General features: G+C 42.5%; 9 protein-coding genes. 3 read left to right on the top strand and 6 right to left on the bottom strand.

What is annotated here, in order from left to right; genetic code table 11:
* Positions 1–135: 135 nt before the first annotated feature.
* A complete protein-coding gene (locus BMZ58_RS14620; RefSeq protein ID WP_075037300.1) occupies positions 136–4479 on the bottom strand; it encodes a S8 family serine peptidase in 4344 nt (1447 codons plus the stop codon).
* 221 nt (positions 4480–4700) lie between these two features.
* On the opposite strand from BMZ58_RS14620, the gene secA2 reads away from it, so the two are divergent.
* Both secA2 and BMZ58_RS14610 read left to right on the top strand, forming a co-directional pair.
* On the top strand, positions 4701–7088 hold the full coding sequence (gene secA2 / locus BMZ58_RS14615) for an accessory Sec system translocase SecA2 (RefSeq protein ID WP_075037299.1): 2388 nt from the start codon (positions 4701–4703) through the stop codon (positions 7086–7088).
* Positions 7081–7998, top strand: coding sequence for an accessory Sec system S-layer assembly protein (locus BMZ58_RS14610; RefSeq protein ID WP_083412806.1), 918 nt, complete (start codon positions 7081–7083; stop codon positions 7996–7998). Before secA2 ends, BMZ58_RS14610 begins: the two co-directional genes overlap by 8 nt.
* Before the next feature lie 291 nt (positions 7999–8289).
* On the opposite strand, the gene BMZ58_RS14605 is transcribed toward BMZ58_RS14610, so the two are convergent.
* Positions 8290–8508: a hypothetical protein gene (locus BMZ58_RS14605; protein WP_075037298.1), complete on the bottom strand. Its 219-nt coding sequence runs from the start codon at positions 8506–8508 to the stop codon at positions 8290–8292.
* Between the two features lie 173 nt (positions 8509–8681).
* Between BMZ58_RS14605 and BMZ58_RS14600 the strand changes: the two genes are divergently transcribed.
* Positions 8682–10139 carry an S-layer homology domain-containing protein gene (locus BMZ58_RS14600; RefSeq protein ID WP_075037297.1) on the top strand — a complete coding sequence of 486 codons (1458 nt, stop codon included), beginning with the start codon at positions 8682–8684 and terminating at the stop codon, positions 10137–10139.
* Positions 10140–10194: 55 nt separating this feature from the next.
* Here BMZ58_RS14600 and BMZ58_RS14595 read toward each other — a convergent pair whose 3' ends face one another.
* The 4 genes from BMZ58_RS14595 to BMZ58_RS14580 form a co-directional block, all read right to left on the bottom strand.
* A complete protein-coding gene (locus BMZ58_RS14595) occupies positions 10195–12405 on the bottom strand; it encodes a 5'-nucleotidase C-terminal domain-containing protein (protein ID WP_139207349.1) in 2211 nt (736 codons plus the stop codon).
* Positions 12406–12742: 337 nt separating this feature from the next.
* Positions 12743–13975, bottom strand: a complete 1233-nt coding sequence (locus BMZ58_RS14590) for an S-layer homology domain-containing protein (RefSeq protein WP_075037296.1) — start codon at positions 13973–13975, stop codon at positions 12743–12745.
* Positions 13976–14160: 185 nt separating this feature from the next.
* The gene (locus tag BMZ58_RS14585) at positions 14161–15375 is read right to left on the bottom strand and encodes an S-layer homology domain-containing protein (RefSeq protein WP_075037295.1); all 1215 of its coding nucleotides are present in this window, start codon (positions 15373–15375) and stop codon (positions 14161–14163) included.
* 198 nt (positions 15376–15573) lie between these two features.
* Positions 15574–16314, bottom strand: a complete 741-nt coding sequence (locus BMZ58_RS14580) for a hypothetical protein (protein WP_075037294.1) — start codon at positions 16312–16314, stop codon at positions 15574–15576.
* Between the last annotated feature and the right edge of the window lie 33 nt (positions 16315–16347).

The raw sequence follows: 16347 nt of genomic DNA, 5'->3' as shown, positions 1-16347 counted from the left end.
GAGCTTGTAGAAACTACATGTAACCCGGTTTCCTTCCGCTCTTCTTGTGGACGTTTACCAGCCCCCTTTGCTTTCCCACTTTTATAAATGAAAAAAGGGACCATTCGGAGGAATGGTCCCTTTTTCTGTATGCTATTATTCTTTGAAACGATCGTCTTCCGCTCTTGCCAGGAACATAGCAAACTCGGAACGTCTTGTTTCGTTATCAGGCTTGAATGTTCCATCTGGATAACCAGTGGTAATTTCATTTGCTGATAGAGTATTGATATAAGGAGCTGCCCAGCTAGCCGGGGAGACATCCTCAAATCGTTTTGAAGTCGAACCTTCAAGGTCATAAGCTTCGACTACGATTTTCGCCATTTCTGCACGAGTAAGGGTCTTGTCCGGCATAAACTCACCCTTAGCTGAACCTACCATGATACCAGCATTGGCAATGGCTGCAATTTCACCATAAGCTCGATCATTTGTGGCTACATCTTTCAATCCCGGATCTTCGACATTAGAAGTATCAAGATCAAAAGCACGGACAATCATTTGTGCCGCTTGACGACGCGTGATCGGATCGTTGATTCCGAAATCACCATTTGGATATCCGTTGATGACACCAGCAACATTCAATTTCTCGATAGCTTCTTTAGCAAAGTAGCTTTCATTAATATCATTGAATGCTTTTGGTTCTTCCTCACTACGGTAAATCGTAACTGTTTTCTCAGTCATGTTTCCAGCAGCATCTTCCACTTCTACTTGGAAGGTATTCTTGCCATCATCCAATTGAACCGTATGCGTATAATCCTTGTCAGTATTCTTCATATCATATGGTGTCTTATTTCCTTGAGCATACACTTCGCTTCCATCGACATAAAGTCTTAATGAATCGTCATTATCTTTCATGTTAAGAGAAAGATCGACTTCGCTTTCACTTGTTACGTGTGGACCATCCACTGTCAATTCAGGGCTTGTAGAATCAAGCAAGAAACGACGAGTGAACGAGATATCATTTCCGCTATCATCAACTGCGATGAACTCCAATTCTTTCAACCCATCAGATTTAAAGTCGATCGTCGTGTTGAAGTCAAAACGTTTTTCGGCAGAGTTCCATGTCAGCTTCACGTCTTTACCGTTGATGGTGAGACTATCCACTTCCGAATCGTCCTTAACATAACCGATGACTTGTACAGCTTTATTCGTCTGGAATTCCAGCGCCTCCGGAGTCAATGCAGTAACGTAAGGAATCGTTCCATCCTCACCTTCAAGCGCACTATCTGTCGTACTGTTACCAGCATAGTCGTGTGCGACCACTCTTACACTTTCTACCTCTTCTGTTTCAAGTTCAAAAGACTTTGTATCCGCAGATAAAGGTTTTTCTGTTACAGTTTCCCCGTTGACAACTACTTCAAAGTGGGAAAGACCTGCCCCTTGATCGGCAGCTTCCCATGTCACTTCATTTGTTTCCCCGTCATAATCGACATTCAAGTCTGGAGTTGTGGTGTCCACACGGACTGGAATCACTTTAGACTGCCAGTCAGCATCTGGATAGTCGACAACAGACTTGATTTCATAATAATACAATCCATCTTCTACGACTTCTCCGTCGACTTTCCCATCCCACGCAGCTTGGTCATAAATCGTGTAAGAAGGAGCAGCGCCTCCGTCGTAGTAGTGTTTTCTTATTTCATCTTCTGTCCTTAATGTGCGAAGTTCATTCTTATCTTCATCCAGAATATTGAATTCTACTTCTTTCGCATTTCTTAAGAATGATAGGATCGGCATCACTGTATCCGCCATCCCATCTCCATCCGGGGAAAAACCAAGATGAAGCTCGGATCCAGTCAATGCTTCTTCTTCCCCAAGAAGTGGATCGACCCCAAGATAATAGAGCTCTGCTCCGAATGGTGTTAATAGACCTGTTTGACCATAGAAAGATTCACCTTCTGTTTCGTAGATGGTGTCATCTACAATTGGTGCTTCGTCCCATTCACCATTGAAACCGACGTAAGGAACATTCAATGTAGGGTTCACATCAGCCGGGTCTACCAGTGTGATGAATCCTTCGACAAAGTAACCATTTTCAAAGATTTCATCTAATGGCTGGTTTCCGTACCAATCAATTGCATCTTCAAGATCAACGGTTACAGTGATCTCGGTGGAAGATCCTGCTGGTACGAATACTTGATAGTCCTCTTCAACTTGACGACCATTATCCGAAGAAATCTCTAATGGATACTCCCCAGCGTATGGCGCTTCTTCACTGATGGTTCCTTCTTTGTAGATTCCTTGTGTTTCTTCCAGGCTTGCGCCATCTGCCATCATGTCTGTCTGGACCGTACCTTCCACATTATAAGTAGCTGCTTCATCACTGAAGTTTTCTACCGTCAAAGTGAAGGACTCTTTCCCGTCGATCTCTTTAAGAGCGACTTTACCAAGTCCTGTTTCTTTTTCTGTGGCAATGGCAGGTGTCTGCATAGCTGCATGCAAGTCCATCAATCCTGCTCCCTGTCTTCTTGGAGAGAAAGCCAGTCCTGATTGATAATGATCATTGTAAAGACCTGTATCCAGTTGTGGCACAGACGTGTTCATCAAAATATTTTTCGCCATTTCGACGCGGTCTTCACCTGACAGGTCGAATTCGTCCTCAATGCGCTGCATTACAAGAGCTGATCCACCAGCAACGTGTGGAGCAGCCATCGATGTACCGCTCATCAAGCCGTATTCATCATCCTGAAGTGTGGATAGGATATTCCCGCCCGGAGCCGTGATTTCCGGTTTGAAATCCAGATTCGGTGTAACCCCCCAGGAAGTGAAAGAAGATAAGTTTCCGAATTCAGGGTTGATCGATTGTACTTCTTCCCCTTCAAAGGAAATTTCTACTGTATTCCCTTCTACTAATTCATCTCTTAAATTCTCGCCCAAATCTTTCATGATGGACAATTGAGGAATGTTGATTTCTCCACTTGATGCCATACTGATATAACCAGAAACGTTGTTGAAAATGATGACACCTTTAGCGCCACGTTCCTGGGCGTTCAGTGTCTTACTGACGAAAGTAGATTCTCCACGTTGAATCAACGCGATTTTCCCTTCCACATCTACACCTTCAAAATCATTTGCTTCAGGAGCTACATCAGAATCCCCGGGAGTTCTTCCTAAACCTGCATAAACGACTTCATGGTACCCTTCTCCCAGAGAGTCAGGGTGAACATCGCTGGCAGATAGGAATGGTACAGGAGTTCCTTCTTCTCCATTGATCCGTGTGTTGAATCCTTCCAGCATCAAGTATTCATTTTCGAAGGACGCTACCTGCAGGGAATCCGTGGAAAGACCAGGAGCTCCCACAAGACCGATGTCAGGGTTGGATGCTAATGGAGCACCGAATCCTTCACCGAATTTAGCTGAGTTACCAGCTGAGATAGCCATCATCACACCATTATCGACCGCTCTTGCAATCGCTTTCTGTTCTGGATCTTCCTCATCGACAAAGCTTGCTGTAGAACCAAGACTCATGTTGATGACATCTGCCCCTAATAGGATTGCGTCATCAATCGCTTTGACGTAAATATCTCCATAAGTGGATGGCATTTCAGGGTCGTTACCGAAAACTTTCAATCCGAGGATCTGAGCTTCCGGAGCTACCCCTTTCAAGCCACCGTTGTCTTCATCGCCATTGGCGCCGACTGTACCGGATACGTGCATCCCGTGCATGCTTGCCTCAGGGCCAAGATCCAGGACTTCATTATTTTCATCCGCATAGTTGTACCCATAAGGGACCTTTTCTGTGAAGTACTTGCCGTCCAGTTCCCCTGTCTCTTTCAATGCATCGACATCGGATGGACTGATTTCCGGATCTGTTTCTTCACTGAGGACCATGTCCTGATGATCAGGGTCGATTCCTGTATCAATGACACCGACCGTCATTCCTTCCCCTTTATAACCATATTCCTGCCACGTCTTTTGAGCTTTCACCAGTTCTTTACTATAAAGCATTTCCGGCTGCTCTGTCGGACGCTCGTATTCATTTGTGATATGTACTTCGCCCACGTTCGGTAAGCTCTCTATCACTTCGACAGACTTATAAGTCACTGTTCCACTGAAACCATTGACTACAGTCGTAAAGCTTTCTTTGTAGTCCATAGGAATCGATTGGCTTTGTATGGATGCCTTCACTTGCTCCTGGGCATCCAATGCCGCTTTCCTTAGTTTCTGTTTATTCGAATCAGATAGTTCACTATAACTCTTGCCTAAACTTTGCGCAGAATAAATCGTCGGTTCATCTTCTAGCTCAACGATCACTCGTACTTCTTCATTCGCATCATATTCCTTGTCCTCATCATCCGTCTGGAACACTCTTTCCGCTGCCTTTTCAGCTTCAGCTGGACTGGATTCCCCTAAATTTTTGTCAGGGAGACCGGTTGCTGCAAAAGCGGAGTTTGAAAAGGCCAGAAGGAAAATAAAGAACAAAATTAAACTTTTTTTCAAATTCAAAAAGGTTCCTCCTCCGATAATTTTTAGCTGATTACTAAATACTCCTCTCCTTTCTAGTAATTTACATTTACAATTATATTCAAATAATTCACACAAATCAATCGAATATCCTAAATATTTCGTCACTAAAAATAGTTTGATTGGTAGGATTGTAGAAAAAAAGTCTGATAACATGCTAAGATATGATATAATGACTATTTTTTCAAGGAGCGTCTGTATAGATGATAGAATCAATGAAAAAGATTTTGCCTGCCAAGAATGAACGTCAATGGAAGAAATACGATTCATCTGTCCAGTCCATCAATGCTTATGAAGATGAAATGATCCGTTTGTCGAATGAAGAATTGAGAGAAAAGACCGTTCAGTTTCAACAACTTTTACATAATGGAACGAGTATATATGAGATAAGAGAAGAAGCTTTCGCCGTAGTCCGTGAAGCTGCCAAACGGGTTCTGGGGATGCGCCACTTCGATGTACAGCTAGTCGGAGGGCTTGTATTGACGGACGGGGATATTGCTGAAATGGCGACAGGAGAAGGAAAAACTTTAGTCGCCACACTTGCCAGTTATTTAAAAGCGCTGGAAGGTAAAGGCGTCCATGTCATCACTGTCAATGAATATTTAGCAAGACGTGACTTTGAAATGATGGGACCTTTGCATGAGTTCCTCGGTCTGACTGTAGGCCTCAACGTCCCTGGAATCTCCCAGGCTGAAAAGAAAGCGGCTTATCAAGCGGACATCACCTATGGTATCGGCACCGAATTCGGTTTTGACTTTCTCAGGGATCATATGGTGAAAGACATCAATCAGAAAGTCCAGCGTCCGTATCATTTTGCAATTGTGGATGAGATTGATAGTGTGCTTGTCGATGAAGCGAAAACCCCATTAGTCATTGCCGGTAAAATGCAATCCAGTGCCAACCTTCATAAAGTCGGGGCAAAATTGGCCCGTTCCTTCCAACGGGAAGAGGATTATCAATATGACGTGGAAACGAAAAGCGTGACTTTAACCGAAGATGGTATTACAAAGATCGAGCGGGCGTTCGGCATCGACAATTTGTTTGATATCGAACACCAAACACTCTACCATTATATGATTCAGGCTGTCCGGGCCTTAGTTATGTTTGAACGTGATGTCGACTATATTGTCGAAGGGCGTGAACTGAAGCTTGTCGATATGTTCACCGGTCGCTTAATGGAAGGCCGTTCAATGTCTGATGGCCTTCATCAGGCTTTAGAAGCGAAAGAAGGATTAGATATTACCGAAGAGAACAAACCGCAAGCATCCATCACTGTGCAAAACTATTTCCGTATGTACCCGACATTGTCCGGTATGACCGGGACAGCCAAAACAGAAGAAAAGGAATTTCAAACGGTTTATGGGATGGATGTTATTCAAGTTCCAACCAACAAGCCGATTTTACGTGAGGATAGACCGGATAAAGTTTTCTTGAATAAAGAACAGAAATATGAAGAGCTTGTCCGGGAAGTAGCAGCTGTCCATCAGACAGGGCAACCGATCTTGATCGGAACCTCTTCCATTCTTCAATCCGACAAAGCAGCGGAATACCTCGATGAGGCTGGTTTTTCCTATGAACTGTTGAATGCGAAAAGTATCGAACAGGAAGTACGCCTTATTTCACTAGCCGGTCAAAAAGGGACGATTACGATTGCAACGAACATGGCAGGACGTGGAACAGACATCATGCTTGGTGAAGGAGTCCAGGAACTGGGAGGGCTTCATGTCATCGGTACGGAACGTCATGAGTCACGGAGGATCGATAATCAACTGAAAGGGAGGTCAGGCCGCCAGGGAGACCCTGGTTCCTCCCAATTCATCATTTCTTTAGAAGACGATATGATTGAAAGATTCGCTAAAGTCGAACGGGACCGTAAGCTAAAATCGATTAAAACGGATGACAATGGACAGGTGTTGAATAAAGATTTTCATAAGTTCATTGATACGGTCCAAAAAATCAGTGAAGGAAGCAACTATAATATCCGGGAGTTCACATTGAAATTGGATGATGTCATCAATGACCAGCGGAAAGTCATTTATGAATTACGAGATCGAATACTCCAAGAGAAAAACACTATCGAACTTGTTTCCCCGATGGTCACGGATTACCTCCAAAGCGAAATCGATCGTTATTGTCCGGAAACTGTCGTACCAGAAAATTGGCCGCTGGAGCACCTGGAAGAGGAATTACGACGCGGGATTCCTTTCGTTCAAGAATCCGGGCTCTCTGAAGGTTCTTATGAAAGCAAGGAAGATTTGGAAGAAAAACTTGCTCCTTTCGTCGATCATTATTTAGGTGAATTGAAGAAGTTTGAAATGGACACGGTTCTTCAAACCCGCTGGAAACAAGGGGCTGTCACCGCCCTTGATCAGCTTTGGGTCCGCCATCTTGAGATGATGAACCGGTTGAAAGAAGGAATCGGCATCCGACAATATCAACAAGAAGATCCGATTCGCCTCTATGAGAAAGATGGTCTGGATATCTTCCAGCACAACTTTACCCAGATCAAGAAAGAGCTGGTCATTCTCATGGCAAAATTGTCCCGGGCTCCTAAGAAGAAGACAGCAAAGGAGGCAGCGTCTGATGTTTAATTTCCTGAAAAAGAAAGAGCTCCATGAAGATGGTACTTTTGATGAAAGTGGTGTAGATGCAGGCGATTTTGTCGATCAGAAGCCGTTAGATGAGAAGGAGAGTGAAATCTACACAGACCTTTCCATCCATCCAGAATGGCACCTTCCAGAAGAAGAAGTGTACGTGTACCGGTTCTTGAATCAGGAACTGCCGCCACTGCAACCGAACCAGGTAAGTGTGTATGGGGTTGAAATCAAGGAAAAAGACGGCGGACTAATCGTCGATGCCTTTGTTCGAAATTCATTATCCAAAGGGATACAAATGAAGCCCGCCGCTATTATAATTTTAGATAAACAAGGAGAAACCGTCGCTCGCCAACCGTTTGATTTGAGCGCGGTCGGAACAATCCCAGGTAAGTCAAGTCGCCCATGGACTTTCTTGTTCCCACCTTCCAGCATTCGTGATTCGGAAAAGGAAATACCCGCCCAGGGGTGGCGTCTTGCGCTCGAGCTGAAAAAGAAGCCAACCAAGCATTCCTTAGACCTTTCAGACCACTGGAAAGAAAGCCTGCCTCAGGAAGAGGCGCAAAGACTTCATCAGCTGGTCGATTCGATGAAACCTCCAAAGGCAGGAGAAGTGAATTTCTTTGGTCTCGACGCCCGTCAGGCGGATAATGGCGATCTTCACGTCACGCTTTTGATCCGCAACGGCAGCGAGCAGGGTTTGACTCTTCGTCAGTTACCGCTCCGTTTCGAAGATAGGTCAGAGGAAGTAGTAGCAGAAGGCGGATTCAAACTGAAATCACTGACGGTCAACATGAACACAAGTAAGCCATGGACGTTCATTTTCCCTGCTGAGTCTTTGAAAAAAACAGGATTTGGATTTGTCGAAATGGAGGGCTTATCCAGTACAGAAGTAATGGAGATATAGAGAATAGAATGGAGCACGGTAAGAAGAATAGGCGCTAATATAGTGCCTATCTTTTTATTTCACTAGTTGGAAGGAAATAACGGATGGGGGCTTCTGGTCTGGGATACGACGATTTGCTGTGTTTGGTACGAGCTTGTAGAAACTACACACGTTCTTGCTTTCATCCGTTTTTCTTGTGGGCGTTCCGCAGACCCTGAGGCCCTCCTTTTATTTGTGCTGAAAGCTTTGATGCTCTGCGATAAGAAAAGTATATGGAAAAAACCGCTACTTGGGAGGTAGCGGTTTTTTCGGTTAATCATTTCTATATTGATTTTCCAGATTGGTCTTAATCAATTCATACATATTGAACTGCTTGGAGGCTGATGAGCTCTCCGCGTGAGTCAATTGACGGAGGAAAAACTGGGTAGAGAAAGACATGAAAGCGCTTTTACTAATACCCAGCTCTTTTGCCTTCTTTTCAATTTCATTATTCAAACTCTCTTCGATACGGACACTGACCTGTTTTTTCATACATTTTACCCCCTACGAAAACCTAAGATGCCTTTTATGTATACCTTTTACAGCATCTATTATACTTACTTTCCCAATCGTTTGCTAGCATTCTAGCAATCACCTTTTTATACTACCCAGATTATGGTATTCTATAAACTACGAATATTGAACTAGGAAGGGGAACCCTACATATGAAAAAAATCACCATTAGTGCGATCATGATTTTTAGCTTTCTAGCTTTTACTAACATACCTGTACATGCGGAAAGCACCATTTCTGAAAAATGTAATCTGGAAAATCTACCAGAAGAAAATCCTGATCTTCAAACCGTCAACTGTTTACTAACAGAAACTGCTCTGAAATATGATATACCTCCTGAAGTTGTCAAAGCTGTCGCTGAAAAAGAAAATGGCGATTGGAAACATTTCGATGAGGATGGGGAGCCAATCGTATCTGCTGATGGGGGCATTGGTCTGATGCAAGTGACGAACAAGCCTTTATTAGATGAAAAGCGCCTGAAATATGATTTGCCTTACAACATAAAAGCAGGTGTGGAAGTGCTTGATGATATGTTCGAAAGAAATGATCTACCTAAGATTAATGGGATGGAAAGAAACGTCATCGAACATTGGTATTTCGCTGTTATGGCTTACAACGGTATCAAGCCGGTGAACAGCCCCATCGACCGTGATGGAAAACATAACGATGGTGCTTACCAGGAACAGGTTTTCCAAATTATCGAAAAATACAGCTACCTGGACCTTGAATCCCTCCCATTCGAAAAAGATGACTTCGAGTACGATAGGGAGAGCAGCGACAATATTACATTCAATAAGATGAAATACGAAGTCAACCTGCCATTGACTAAAACACGCCACCACTTAGAAGATGGTTTCCAGGCGGAAGTGACCGTGGATACTAACCTAAGAAAGAGTCCTACAAGTGATAGTGAAAAAATCATGGGTGTTGATAAAGGGGAAAAAGTAGAAATCACCGGTCCATTCGTCTATGAAAAAGTGGAAGATCGCAAAAACCATTTTGTATGGTACCCGGTAAGAACGGAAGATGGGCAAACCGGCTTTTTGACTTCTATGTATTTAACATTCTCGTTCAGTGATGTAGCTGATGGTTACTATGCTCAAGAACATATCAATTATTTATATAACCGCAGTATCATTAATGGTATTCCTGGAGGAAAATTCGGTGTCGGAGATCCTCTGACACGCTGGCAGGCTGTTTTATTGATCACTAGAGCGAATCACACAGAAATCGGTGATCGTCCGGATCCCGGGTTTGAGGATGTTCCGAAAGATTACCCTTATTATGACGAAATCGCTGCAGCAGTGGATGAAGGGTTATTTCAGGGAACTGGGAATAATGAATTCAAACCTGGTGCTACGTTAACACGGGCAGAAATGGCTGTCGTCCTGCAACGTTTGTATGAATTCCCGGCAACAAATGAAAGCCATCCTTTCACTGATGTTGTGACTAACTCCTGGTATGATGAGGAAGTGAACCGTCTATATCATGCTGGAATTACAAACGGTTATGGTGATCCAAATACTTTTGCACCTAAAACAACCGTGTCCCGTGATCAGTTCGCCGTATTCATGACACGTGCCATCGCTCCTGGTTACCGAGTAGATTAAGAGTTTCATAGAAAAGGCGCAATCCCCATTAAGGATTGCGCCTTTTACTATGTTTTTATTCGCCTGCTACATCCTGGATACGATCTTCGATGACTGGTTCAACTGTTCCTTTTTCCGCTACATATTCACGGAAGACTTCCCAATCAGAAAGGCCAAGGTCCGTCACTCGACCTTCGTCATAAGCATTTGCAAAGACTTCATAACCGTCTCCACCTTTAGCTGTAAAGGCATTTGTAGCAATTACATATGTTTCGTTCTCATCTAATGCTACCCATTCACCGCCCTGGTTAAGGGTAACTTCCTGAACGCGCTCTCCTACAGCCTCTGAGCTATCATACGTATAGTTCAAGCCGGACACTTGCAGGAAGCCACCACTTTCGCCTGGAGCATTGCTGACACTATGTTCTAACGCTTCTTTCACCTCAGCACCTGTCAGCTCCATTGTTGCTAATGTATTACCAAATGGCATAACCGTCAGGATTTCACCGATTGTAATCGGGCCTTCATCAATCGAAGTACGAATACCTCCGGAGTTTTGGAAAGCAGCTATTGTTTCGCTGTTGAATTCTTGTGCTTTGGCAAGCATTCCATCTGTAATTAAGTTTCCAAGTGCTGTTTCACTATTCCTTACACTCGTTGGGTCTTCATCTGTTCCACGTGGATTAGGAAACGCTTCTGCAGCAACTCCACCACTTTCTTCATTTCTGACTTCTTCTACCTGGTCCGCATATTTTTCAAGGATTTCCGCAGCTTCCGGATCCTCTTCTTTTTCAGAGACATCGATCAATTCTCCAGCATAGCCGACGACGACACCGTTTTCGTCGAATTCAACATCTAATGTACCTAAGTTCCCTCCATATTGACCTGCTTGAACGATAATGGTCGGGTCTTTAGGATCACCATTCTCATCTGTCGTCACTTCCACCGGCTTATCTAATGCAGAGTGGGTGTGGCCACCAACAATGATATCGATACCGTCTACTTCCGCTAACAGTTGATCATTATCATAGGCTGAGTTATCGTCATAACCGATGTGAGTCAGAGCTACAATTTTATCGACACCGAGTTCTTCCAGTGCTTCTACACGATCCTCGGCTGTTTCGATGTAGTCTTCAAATTGGACATCAGCTGGACTGGAAATCTCTGCTGTTTCTTCCGTTGTGAGGCCGAAGAAACCAACCTCTTCTCCATCCACTTTCTTGATGACACTATTGTAAGCCATTCCATCAGAAGGTAGTTTACTGACATATTTTTTATACAAGCCTGCCATGTTTTCATCTTGACTGAAGTCCACATTTGAACTTACGAATGGGAACTCTGCTCCCTTAACAAAGTCAGCTAACGCCTCATGACCTTCTGGGCTTGAACCAAGATCGAATTCATGGTTTCCGAATGTCATCATGTCGTAATCCATCATGTTCATGAACTCCAGATCTGCCTGTCCTTTGAATTCATTGAAATATAAAGTCCCTGAGAACACATCCCCGGCATCAAGAAGCAGGGCATCTGGGTTTTCTTCCCGCACTTCTTCCACTGCTGTAACTCTGCGAGCGATATCATCTAAATGACCATGCGTATCATTCGTGTGCATCAAGGAGAGCTCATAGTTTTCTTTTTCAGGTTTCGGAAGTTTATCACCAAACTTATAGTCTGTTGTCGCTAATAACCAGGCAAAGTCTCCACGCTTAATTTTATAGTCAGGGCCGAACTCTGTTTCTGAGAGGCCGGAAATCAATCCGTGGGCGTACAATGTCACAACAGCCGACTCGTACCAGGACCCTTCTTTCAAATCTTCAAAAGGATGATCGATTTCTTTTATTTCCAAGTCGTAGGCATCCACAATCAGTTCCGCAAACTCCGCACGGCTCATTTCTCTATCTGGGGCGAACTTACCATTTCCAACACCATCAATATAGCCTGCCTCGCTAAGTGCATGGACAGAACCTGCATACCAGGCATTTTCGGAAACATCGGAAAACTTAGAATCGGTATTACTAGTATCCAAGTCCAACATGTTCGCCATCATCTTAGCTGCTTGTGCTCTTGTCACCGGGTCTGCGGTGCTAAAAGTCCCGTCGATATACCCATTTACAACTCCTGCTTCGTGTAGGTCATGGATGATGTCATGGTACATGTGGTCTTCTGAAACGTCTGGGAAAATGTGGTCAGCGGATACTGTTGCAGCTGGTGTAAGGGAAGCGGCAAGCATCGCTGCCCCAGCGGCTGTAATCGAAATTTTCCCTTTGTGGTTGTTCAAGTTCTTCATTGTAATGATTCCTCCTTGAATGGTTTCGAATAAACTACTTACGTCTACGTCTTTCTACGAACTGAGAGCCTATTTATCCCTCCTACTATCGCTCGAAGACTATGTATCTATAGTTTTATATTACAAGAATTTTCGCAGAATTCCTACATATTTTTCTAATTCAAGAGAGTTTTTACATACGCTTCATATTTATTACATGATGAAATGACGGGGATTCTTTTCCGGCTTTGTCGGGAAGGAGGTGCAGGGTATGTGGAAATAACAGATGAGAGTTTCTGTTCGGGATAAAAATGAAAGGCTTCTGTATTGTACAGAAACCTTTCATTCTTAGTAATTATTAGATTGGGATTCCACCAGTGGATGAATCTACTTCTATTTCATCTCCCGACTTATTATCCATGAATACGTATACTTTAGTGATGTAGTAATCGCCCTCTGCATCCTCATTATATCTATCATAAGAATACCAATAGCTGATATCCGTGGTGTTCGTATGATCTATAATCCTCTGCTTTGCTTGATCAACAGTCAGATTCAAATGGCGTCGGGCCTCAAACCTCTTCCAATCCCGAGCCTGCAGCTTCCAGTTCCCTTCTTCTTTCTGCAACGTTATTATTTCAAATGATCCATAATATGCATAATTTTCCAACTGCGCTGTTTCCACAATAATTTCATTTTGGTTATTTTCTAAAACATTCGTATGGATATCCCATGCGAAATTTTTCGCAAAGTATAAGCTGTCACATTCTACGCAAGCATTATAATAAGCACGTTCAACGACTGTATTGAAATCATCTGTTATATAAGGATTCAGATCGCCTTCTATTCTATTATAATCTCGATTATCTGAAGGATAAATCGCATGCTCCATCAAGTCATCATACATCGTATGGAATACCTTATCCTGGAGCTGATCCACTTTAGCAGCTATTTGGCTGTTGCTCAACAGCTCTGGAGTCGTGTCTTTCCTAAATGAGGGCTCAATCGTTGCAGCTAAGACCTTTGCAAATTCTGCCCGAGTAATATTCTTAAACGGTTTAAATGTGCCGTCTGGAAGACCATTTATAATATGGAGAGAGTTAAGGTCTAAAATACTTTCCGTTGCCCAAGAGATATTATTGGCGTCAGAAAAACCATAGACTTCTTCGTTCCGTTTTATTTCGTAAGCGCGATCCACCATGACCGCTACTTCTGCGCGGCTTATGTAATCTGTAGGTCTCATGTTTTCCCCATCACCTTGCATAATGCCTTTTTCATAGGCGACGACCAAATCATCATAATAATAGGCAGTTTCTGATAGATCATTAAAAGGCGGTTCAGCTCGGGGACTTTCATTCGGGTAAAGATCCCTTACTAACATAACGGCTACTTGTGCACGGGTTACATTAACCTTAGGGCCAAATTTCCCATCTGGTAACCCGTTAATAATTCCTTGTTCATTCAAGAATATTATTTCTTCTTTTGCCCAAGGGGTTGTATCCAAATCCGGGAAATTCTCCGCACTGACGTAGTAGTTAGAAAAGGATAATACCAATGTAATTGCAAACACAAATGAAACAATTTTCCTCAATATCCAACATCCTCCTGTATATGTAATATTCCAATTATACTATATATAATAAGGGATTTGTTGAGTTTTTAAGTCTTTTCACCTATGAATCTATTCTTCTATAAAGATTATTTTTCATTATAATCATAAAAAGGCTTCTGTATTGTACAGAAGCCTTTTTATGATTATCCTTTTAAACCCGTTCCTTAAAGCAGAATCCCACCGGTGGAGGCATCCACTTCTATTTCAGAACCGTCTTCATTGTTTTCGAATACATGAATATTGGTATAATAATAATCTCCCCCGAGATCCTGTGTGCGTTTTTCATAGGTGTATAAGAAAGTAACATCGTTTTCGTCTATCTCATCAGCTATTCTTTGCTCCGCCTGATCTACTGTAAGGTCAAGGTGGCGTTCATCATCAAAGCGTTTACCGTCGATAGCATCCAACTTCCATTTGCCATCTACTTTCAATAGGGTAATGGTTTCAAATGAACCCAAGTACCCAAAAGATTCTGGCTGTGCTGTTTCCACAATGATTCTTTCTCTGTTGTTTTCAATCACATTTGTATGGATATCCCATGCAAAATCATGGAAATAGTATAACGTGTCACAGCTTAAGCAGGCATCATAATAGGCTCTTTCTACTTCTTCGCTAAAGTCACCCGTTGCATACTGAGCGATTTCTTCTTCGATTCTTTGATAATTACGATCTTCCCTATCCGCTCCGTACTCTTTCAAATCGTCGTACAAAGTCGTGTGAACTTTATCCTGTAAGGTATCCACCTTTTGAGAGATTTGTCTTTCACTCAAACTACGAAAAGAGGGCTCTATTGTTGCGGCTAACACTTTAGCGAACGATGCACGTATAATATTTTCGAAAGGGTTGAATGTGCCATCAGGTGTACCATTGATGATGTGTTGGGAAGTCAAGTCTAATATGCTTTCCGTTGCCCACGGAATATTATCAGCATCAGGGAAACCATAGACTTCCCCATCTCTTTTAATGTCGTATGCGCGATCAACCATAACTACAGCTTCTGCCCGAGTTATTGAATCCTTTGGTCTCATGTTTTCTCCATCGCCCTTGATGATGCCTTTTCCATAAGCGACAGCTATCTCATCATAATAGTAGGCAGTTTCTGATAAATCATCAAAAGGGGGCGTTTTCTCAGCCGTTTGATCTGGATAAAGATCTCTAACGAGCATAACTGCTACTTGTGCTCGAGTAACGTTTTCCTTAGGACCGAATGTGCCATCAGGCAATCCATTAATAATTTCTTCTTCATGGAGATATAGTATTTCATCCTTCGCCCATTTTACCTGATCGAGATCCGGGAATCCGTCTGCAGCACTCACACTTGTGGTAAAGAGCGAAAATACAAATGTCAGTGATAGTACACACGTTAAAAACTTCTTCATAAGAATAACATTCCTCCTTACAGAAATTACTAATTTCATTGTACTACACACCAGGAGATAAATGTCACAATATTCGTGAATCTATATACTTTAAGAAATAACTAGGTGTATACACCTAGTTATATAGACCTGAAAATCAGCTTCAGAAGAGAAATCCTATTATTTTACTTTGCACTCCATAACTAACTGCTTTCTTAATCATTCATTTTTTGCCGTTTGATGAAACTGTTCAAATGTCTTTTCTTCAAAGGTGCTATCAACAATTCCCGTCTCTTCAATATCCTTTTTCACACTAGCAATTAATTTGTGAAGATCAGATAGTGTATTCACCTTTGAAAGGTCTTCTAAAAGTAATTGCTCTGCAACCTTTCCTGCTAACAAGTCACTTTCAAATGAAATATCCAGCTCTGCCAGACGGCTCATAAAACCTTCCGCTCTGTCATGTGCTTTAAGTAAAGACAGGTGTTCATCCAATAACGTAATTTTTTCATTCACCTGTTTTTTCACTTCTTCTTCTGTTAAATTTCTTATTTCTTCTTCATCGAGGCGTGCCACAACCCAACCTCTCCCAGAAGCACCTATATTGATAAAGTCAACTAGTTTTTGGCTGATTAGTAAGTCCTCCAAGGTTTCATGTGGAGACTTCGTTTCACTTTTTTGTAGTTTTCTATGTTTTTTATTCAGTTTACGTAATTTGAATAAACCTTCTTCATACCAATCAGTTTCCGCCGCCAGACCGTCCACTAAGGAACGAAAACCATCCAAGTCTTCTTTTGTCAGAGAATTTTTATTTAGTAGATCTTTATATTGCTCTTTCATCGTTTGATACTTTTGTTGAGGATTAATAAAGGGGGTGGATGTGAAAGTTACCTTTTTCATTTTAATTGGTTGAATGTGGACGGAAGCTCGTGTTCCAGTCTCTGTTGTCCTATTCATCATTTATATCAGCTCCTCCATTTATGTAAGAAAGAA

The organism is Halobacillus dabanensis (genome assembly GCF_900114165.1).
GTDB classification, from domain to species: Bacteria; Bacillota; Bacilli; order Bacillales; family Halobacillaceae; genus Halobacillus; species Halobacillus dabanensis.
This window is presented reverse-complemented; position numbering and strand designations above follow the sequence as displayed.

Excerpts from the sequence above, each read along its gene's own strand:
- secA2 (WP_075037299.1), top strand. The coding sequence starts at position 4,701 with ATGATAGAATCAATGAAAAAGATTTTGCCTGCCAAGAATGAACGTCAA.
- BMZ58_RS14610 (WP_083412806.1), top strand. The coding sequence starts at position 7,081 with ATGTTTAATTTCCTGAAAAAGAAAGAGCTCCATGAAGATGGTACTTTT.
- BMZ58_RS14605 (WP_075037298.1), bottom strand. The coding sequence starts at position 8,508 with ATGAAAAAACAGGTCAGTGTCCGTATCGAAGAGAGTTTGAATAATGAA.
- BMZ58_RS14600 (WP_075037297.1), top strand. The coding sequence starts at position 8,682 with ATGAAAAAAATCACCATTAGTGCGATCATGATTTTTAGCTTTCTAGCT.
- BMZ58_RS14595 (WP_139207349.1), bottom strand. The coding sequence starts at position 12,405 with ATGAAGAACTTGAACAACCACAAAGGGAAAATTTCGATTACAGCCGCT.
- BMZ58_RS14585 (WP_075037295.1), bottom strand. The coding sequence starts at position 15,375 with ATGAAGAAGTTTTTAACGTGTGTACTATCACTGACATTTGTATTTTCG.
- BMZ58_RS14580 (WP_075037294.1), bottom strand. The coding sequence starts at position 16,314 with ATGATGAATAGGACAACAGAGACTGGAACACGAGCTTCCGTCCACATT.